Raw genomic sequence first — 6533 nt, 5'->3', positions numbered from 1 at the left:
TTACTGGCGAACTATGTCGGCATCACTTACATGATTCGGTGCCCAGAAAAGCCTTGAAGGCTGCTATAGCAAAAACGAATATTCAACATAAAAGAGTCAGCTGTCATACGTTTCGCCACTCGTTCGCTACTCAACTACTTGAAGCTGGACGCGACATCAGGACTGTACAGGAACTGCTTGGCCACAGCGATGTGCGTACAACACAGATATACACCCACGTAATCGGACAACATTTTGCCGGAACTCGAAGCCCTTTGGATGAGTTATAAACGAGCAGCTACCGCCAAACTCCGATTCCCATTAACGTCCGCTTTGTGCGCAAAACCATCAAATCCGCCCAGCTTTTCACAAACGCCTAATCACCAGCCAGCGATAAAGGCGGCTGGCAAGGGGTCTTATCAGCGGCCAGCCAAGCAGATGGCCGAGCCATCGGTAACGGGGGATACGCGCCAGCAAAACGCGATAGGCGTCCAGTTCGGACAGGATGCGGCCATCAGCGGTGCGAATATGCAGTTCGGTCAGCGCTTTTTGCGGATCGATGCCCAACTCCCGCAAGGTTTGCGCTTGGCCGGTGATATCAAACCACACCACTTGATGCTCATCCGCTTCGGGGTCAAGGCGTTCATAGTTTTCCCGATCACGAATGCATCTTGGGCAGGCGCCGTCATAAAAAACCGTAATCCGGGTGTCGGGGACTGGCATCGCTGGCTTCACCACAGTATTGAATTGATTCAGCCTTAAGAATAGTCAAATACGCTTGCCTGGGTGCTGCTACTACGACCCAGCCAGCCAACCAGCCAACCAGCCAACCAGCCAACCAACAAAATTCTGTGGCAATTCAAACGCAAAAAAGCCGCCCCTCTCACGAAGGGCGGCAAAACAAAGCACACAGCATGAACAAACGACAATCAGCGATAGAGGATCACAAGATCGTTGATCACCGAGGGGCGGTCATTACCCACCACGTGGATATTGACCTCAAGCGTCAGCGCAGTGCCCTTTCGGGACTGCTGCACCGACTTCACCCGCGCCCGGGCCTGGATCTCGGATCCGGCCGGAACGGGTGCCGGGAAGCGCAGACGGTCAGAGCCGTAATTGACCATGGTCTGGAATCCCGTAATTTCAAACGGCAGCGCGAAGTTGAGGCGCGACTGCAGGATCTGCACCAGCGCACCGTGCGCGATGGTGGTGCCGAACGGGCTTTCCTTGGCGGCCCGTTCCGGATCGGTGTGGATCCAGTAGCTGTCACCGGAGAGCTCGGCAAAGGTGTTGATCAGGTCCTGATCCACCACAATGCTGTTGCTCCATTCGGTGTACTCGTCACTCACAAGTGCCTGCAAGGCGACCGGGTTATCGACGCCGACCTGTACTTGGCCCTTGTCGTTGCGAGGCAGGCTGTCCAGCGGATTCACATACGGCAGGCTATCCAGCGTCTTGTCGGCCGCGGTGAAGCGCAGCAGAGTGTTGCCCTTGGCATCCACCTGGTCGAGCACCGGCTTGAGCGCCATGCCCACCTTGATCTCGTCCTCGGCCAGCCCCACCAGGGTGGTGTTGACGCGCACGCCCTGCTCCAGCTCAACCACCGCCAGTGCCTGCGGCATCTCGTCGGCAAATTCCGGCAGCGTCGGAATGCGGGTCAGGGTGTAGCTGTACAGCCTGCCCTCGCCGGTCACCGGCTTCCATTCAAGGTCGTGGGACAGGCAGTGGCTGCAGTGACGGCGCGGGTAAAACACCCAACCTTCACAGGCGTTACATTGCTGGATACGGATCTCGCCTTCGTTCAGGCCCTGCCAGAAGGGCTTGGAGATCTCGGTCATCTCTGGCATCGGTTTCAGACTCATGACTTAGGCCCCCTGCAGAATCAATGCACCCTGTTCGCTCATTACGCCACCGGTACCGGAGACGAACACCTGATCACAGCGTTTCAGCTGGCGCGCATCGGCACGCCCGGCGATCTGGGTGTAGGCTTCGATCACCTGGGAGAAGCCACCGGCACTACCGGCCTGACCAAAACTGAGCTGGCCGCCGTGGGTGTTGAGCGGGAAGTTACCCTTGAAGGTGAGGTCGTTCTCCATGAGGAACCGCATCCCCTCCCCTTTCGGGCAGAAGCCGGCATCCTCCAACGACAGCAACACGGTGATGGTGTAGCAGTCGTAGATCTGTGCGGCGTCCATGTCCTGAGGCTTCACGCCGGCCATGGCGAAGGCGCGTTTGGCGGCCTCGGCGACTGGGGTCACGGTCATGTCGTTGGCGTAGGACGGTGACTTGAACGACAGACGCTCGCCAAAGCCTTTGACGTAGGCCGGGCGGTGTTTGGTCTTGGCCGCCAGCTCCTTGGAGGTGACGATCACGGCAGCACCACCGGCCACCGGCATGACAATCTCCAGTACGTGCAGCGGATCCGCCACCATCTTGGAACCGAGAACTTCTTCAACCGTCAGCGGCTTGCCGAAGAACATGGCATCCGGGTTGGCCTGAGCGTTGGTACGCTGGTCGACACAGAGCTTGGCCATGGCCGCCTGATCATAGCCGTACTGCGCGGCATAACGCTGGGCAATCATGGCGTAGCCGGTGTTCTGGCCCATATGGCCGTAAGGCAGGTCGAACTCGGCCTCGGGTGCGCCGTACGCGGTGCTATGACCACCAAAGCGCATGGCGCGCGCCATCCAGGCCGGGTCTTCACTGGGGCCGAAGGGGGCAATGCGCATCGGGATCACGCAGAGCACCGCTTCACACAGCCCCATTTCGATGGCGGCGGCGGCACGCCAGACCATGCCCACCGGCGTACAACCGCCCAGATCGACCACTTCGGCAAAGTTCAGTTCGATACCCAGATATTCCGCGGCCATGGCCGGTACGAAGACCGAGGCTTCATGGAACTGGGGGCCGTTGATAACCAGGCCGTCCAGATCGCTGGCTTTCAGGCCCGCGTCTTCCAGTGCCTGAGCCGCCAGATCGGCCACCTGCTCCAGGTGGAACATCTGCGGCGCCGTGGCGTATTTTTCCGGTTTATACTGTGCCGCGCCTACAATCGCGGCGTCTCCTCTCAATCCCATCGTATCTCTCCGACGCCCTTGTTATTGATATTCGAATGGCGGCAACCCAACATCGGCCAGTGCTTCGGCCGAATAGGGACGGTAGGTACCGGCCTTGTCGTCACGCACATAGAGCGGGTCCTGGCACTGCTCGGGACAGTAACCCTGGCGCTGCAGGTCCACCTTGCGCAGCTTGAACGTGGTGGTCATATCGGCCGCCGCACTGACCCGGACAAACAGCGGTGCAGCATAGCGCGGCACGCGTTCTTCGGTCAGGTCGTAAAAGGCCTGAGGATCAAACACCTGGCCTTCCTGCATAACGATGGCGGCCATGCCGGCACGGCCCTCGTGCTGCGGCACCTGTACGCCATAGATGTTGATCAGCTCGGCGCCCGTGAAGTCATCCAGCGCGCTGGCCACTTCCTGGGTCGACACGTTTTCGCTCTTCCAGCGGAAGGTATCGCCCACGCGGTCGACAAAGTAGAAATAGCCGTCTTCGTCATAGCGCAGCAGGTCACCCGAGCGCCACCAACTGTCGCCCTCGCTGAAGACATCGCGCAGAATCTTCTGTTCGGAGGCTTCCCTGGAGGTGTAGCCCTCGAAACGCCCCCCGCCGATTTCGGGGTGGTTGATGATCATGCCGATCCCCTCGCCCACTTCACCCGGCTCGCACTGGATGCAGTGGCCCTGGTCATCACGCAGATGCGCGTCGCGTTCTACATCGTACCGAATCAGGCGGAAGTTGGTCTTGTTCCAGTCCGGCACGCGGCCACAGGAGCCGATGAAGTTGTCGACGTTGATCAGGTTGGTGTTGGCTTCGGTTGAACCCCAGCCTTCATAGATGTCCATCTGACCAAAGCGCTCAACCCAGCGGCGCCACGACTCGGCGGTCAGGCCGGCTCCCATCATGCAGCGCAGCTGGTGATCACCGGCGTCGGTATCCTGGTTGAGCAGGTAGCGGCAGATCTCGCCGATGTACTGACACACGGTCACGCCGTTGTCACGCACGTCCTGCCAGAAGCGGCTGACGCTGAACTTGCGTCGCACCAGAATGGACGCGCCGGCACGCAATGCGGTGGACGTGACCGAGGTGGCAGCCGCGCCGTGATACAGCGGCAAGCAGCAGTAAAAAACGTCATCCGGCGTAGCGCTGATGGTCACTTCCATCACGTCACCCGAGCACAACCAGCGCATGTGGCTGTAGATCGCGGCCTTGGGCAGGCCAGTGGTGCCGGAGGTGAAGATCAGCAGCGTCGGTGTTTCAGCGGTGATGCCAGCCCTGTGAGCCTTGTCCACCTGTGTACGGGGGGCATTCTCCAGCGCGTTGATGTAGTCACGGCTCAGACCGGCCAGGTCCGCGTCCGTTGCCGGTTTCTCGGCATCGGGCAGTAACCACTGGGGTACGTTCAGATCCGGGGTCTGGGCGAACAGGTGGGCACACTCTTCGCCCACGATGACCGCCTTGGCGTCGGTAGACTCCAGCGCGTGCTGCAGCGGACGGCCGTTGATCTGGTTGTTGATGAAAGCCACGACCACGCCGATCTTGGTCAGGCCGAACCAGGTGGTGAAGAATTCGGGGCGGTTCTCCATCGCCATGGCGCAGACATCACCGGGCTTGAGGCCGCAGGCCAGCGCCGCATGAGCCACCTGATTGGCACGGGCGTCCACTTCGGCATAGCTGAGGCGGCGGTCGCCATAGATGATGAAGGGATGGTCTCCCAGGGCTTCGGCCTGCGCTTCGACGCGATCGGCGATGGTATACAGATCCAGTGGTTTGATCAGCCCCGCTGCCTGCGCGCGCCGATCCAGCTTCTGCTGGGTGACCTCGCGCGGCACCGCGACCTGTGGCTGGTCGGAAAGAGTTGTACTCATGCGCTCATTCCTTCTTGTTATCGATTGAGTCATTCGGTCGCTCAGCGCACCCGAATCTTCGGCGCTGGCGTGTCACCGCGCATGGTTTGCAAAAAACGGTCGACCGGGGCCGGGGCCGCTACCTCGGGCAGCTGATCCGCCGCCGGACGCCGGCTCCAGAACTGCTGCCAGGACGGGAACAGGCCATGGAAAGTGCCTTCATAAGGCTCACGGCCCGGCCAGCGCATTTTCATGTCGCCGATGGGCGGCTTGTTCAGGTCGGTGGCATACCAGTAGCACGGCAGGCGACGGCGGAAATACCATTGGCCGTCGATGCGCTCGTAGTCGTCCCAGTACAGCATCTGCATGATCACCCACTCGGGGCCGGTCTCGTGCTCGTTCTTGGAATACACCACGCCGATGGCATGATCGGCATCGACGAACTCGATGATGTGCTGCCCCAGGTGGTGCGAGGTGCCGGTAAACTGGTCCCGCAGCGTGGTGTCCACCCAGGCTTTCAGGTGTTCACGGCCTACCTTTTCACGGCCCACGCGAATGTCCGGGGCAAACAGATTGACGTGCGCATCCAGGTCGCGCATGTCCAGCGACAGCGAATACTTGCCCGCCAGCTGGCGGATCGCTTCGGTGGATTCCAGGCGGTCGATGCGCTGTTCCAGGGTCAGTTCAGTCATAGGCACCTCAGATCAGCACCATGCCGCCGTTGACGGCAATGTTCTGGCCGGTGACAAAGCCGGCATCGTCGCTGGCCAGGAAAGACGCTACCTTGGCCACGTCTTCCGGCTCGGCCATGCGCCCCATGGGAATGGCGCTGATCATCTGCTGCATCCACTCCTCCGGGATGCCCTGCATCATCGGCGTATTGGTTGCACCCGGCACCAGGGTGTTGACGCGGATGCCGTTGGGCGCCAGCTCGCGGGCGATGCTGCGGGTCAGACCCATGACACCAGCCTTGGAGGCCACGTAGTGGCTGGGGCCTTCGCCGGATACGGCCGCCGAGCTGGAGACGTTAATGATGGCGCCACCGCCGTTCTCCACCATCAGGCGCGCGCCTTCGCGGCAGCACAGGAAGGTACCCTTGAGGTTGACGCCGATGACACGGTCCCAGTTTTCGTCCGGGGTGTTGAGGAATTCGTCAACCGAGCCGGTACCGGCATTGTTGATGACCACATCAAGACGGCCAAAGGCGTCCTTTACCTGCGCCATGGCGCCCTGTACGGATTCGCTGTTGGCAATGTCGCAGGCAATGGCAATCACCTCGCCCTCGCATGCCGCTGCGGTGGCTTCCGCCGCCTCCTGGTTGATGTCGATGGCGGCCACCTTGGCGCCCTCGGCTGCAAACAGCTTGACCACAGCCTGCCCCATGCCCTGTCCGGCACCGGTCACGAATACCACCTTGTCCTGATGTTTCATCACACGTTCTCCCCATGCACCTGCCGGCGCATTCCATTCAGGTTCTTGTTGTGTGATGCATCTTCGACCAGCCCCGCAAGGTGGACATCGTCCATCAAGACTAAGCCACCCGACCCCCTGACCGATGATCCGGGCAGCGCCGGCACTGGTCTGAACGGACGATGCCGCTTGGCGTTGGCGATAAGAGGATGAACGCGACCCGATCTGTCCGCGGTG

Annotated in this window: 7 protein-coding genes; 1 reads left to right on the top strand and 6 read right to left on the bottom strand. The window is 60.8% G+C overall.

What is annotated here, in order from left to right; genetic code table 11:
* Positions 1-269, top strand: a 269-nt coding sequence (locus KTN04_RS14710; RefSeq protein WP_217335994.1) for a tyrosine-type recombinase/integrase, incomplete at its 5' end; no start/stop codon positions are given.
* 76 nt (positions 270-345) lie between these two features.
* Here the strand turns inward: KTN04_RS14710 and KTN04_RS14705 are convergent.
* The 6 genes from KTN04_RS14705 to KTN04_RS14680 form a co-directional block, all read right to left on the bottom strand.
* Complete coding sequence (locus KTN04_RS14705) at positions 346-702, bottom strand: thiol-disulfide oxidoreductase DCC family protein (RefSeq protein WP_217335993.1); 357 nt, start codon at positions 700-702, stop codon at positions 346-348.
* A 206-nt stretch (positions 703-908) separates the two neighbouring features.
* Complete coding sequence (locus KTN04_RS14700; protein ID WP_217335992.1) at positions 909-1841, bottom strand: bifunctional OB-fold nucleic acid binding domain-containing protein/MaoC family dehydratase; 933 nt, start codon at positions 1839-1841, stop codon at positions 909-911.
* A gap of 3 nt (positions 1842-1844) precedes the next feature.
* On the bottom strand, positions 1845-3056 hold the full coding sequence (locus KTN04_RS14695) for a thiolase family protein (RefSeq protein ID WP_217335991.1): 1212 nt from the start codon (positions 3054-3056) through the stop codon (positions 1845-1847).
* A gap of 21 nt (positions 3057-3077) precedes the next feature.
* Positions 3078-4907, bottom strand: a complete 1830-nt coding sequence (locus KTN04_RS14690; protein ID WP_217335990.1) for a long-chain-acyl-CoA synthetase — start codon at positions 4905-4907, stop codon at positions 3078-3080.
* A 41-nt stretch (positions 4908-4948) separates the two neighbouring features.
* Entirely contained in the window at positions 4949-5578 is a 630-nt protein-coding gene (locus tag KTN04_RS14685; protein ID WP_217335989.1) for a nuclear transport factor 2 family protein, read from the bottom strand.
* Between the two features lie 7 nt (positions 5579-5585).
* Entirely contained in the window at positions 5586-6317 is a 732-nt protein-coding gene (locus tag KTN04_RS14680; RefSeq protein ID WP_217335988.1) for an SDR family NAD(P)-dependent oxidoreductase, read from the bottom strand.
* Between the last annotated feature and the right edge of the window lie 216 nt (positions 6318-6533).

It is taken from the genome of Marinobacterium weihaiense (genome assembly GCF_019061305.1).
GTDB lineage: Bacteria > Pseudomonadota > Gammaproteobacteria > Pseudomonadales > Balneatricaceae > Marinobacterium > Marinobacterium weihaiense.
Note: the sequence above shows the minus strand (reverse complement) of the source record. Positions and strands in the feature narration are given on the sequence as shown.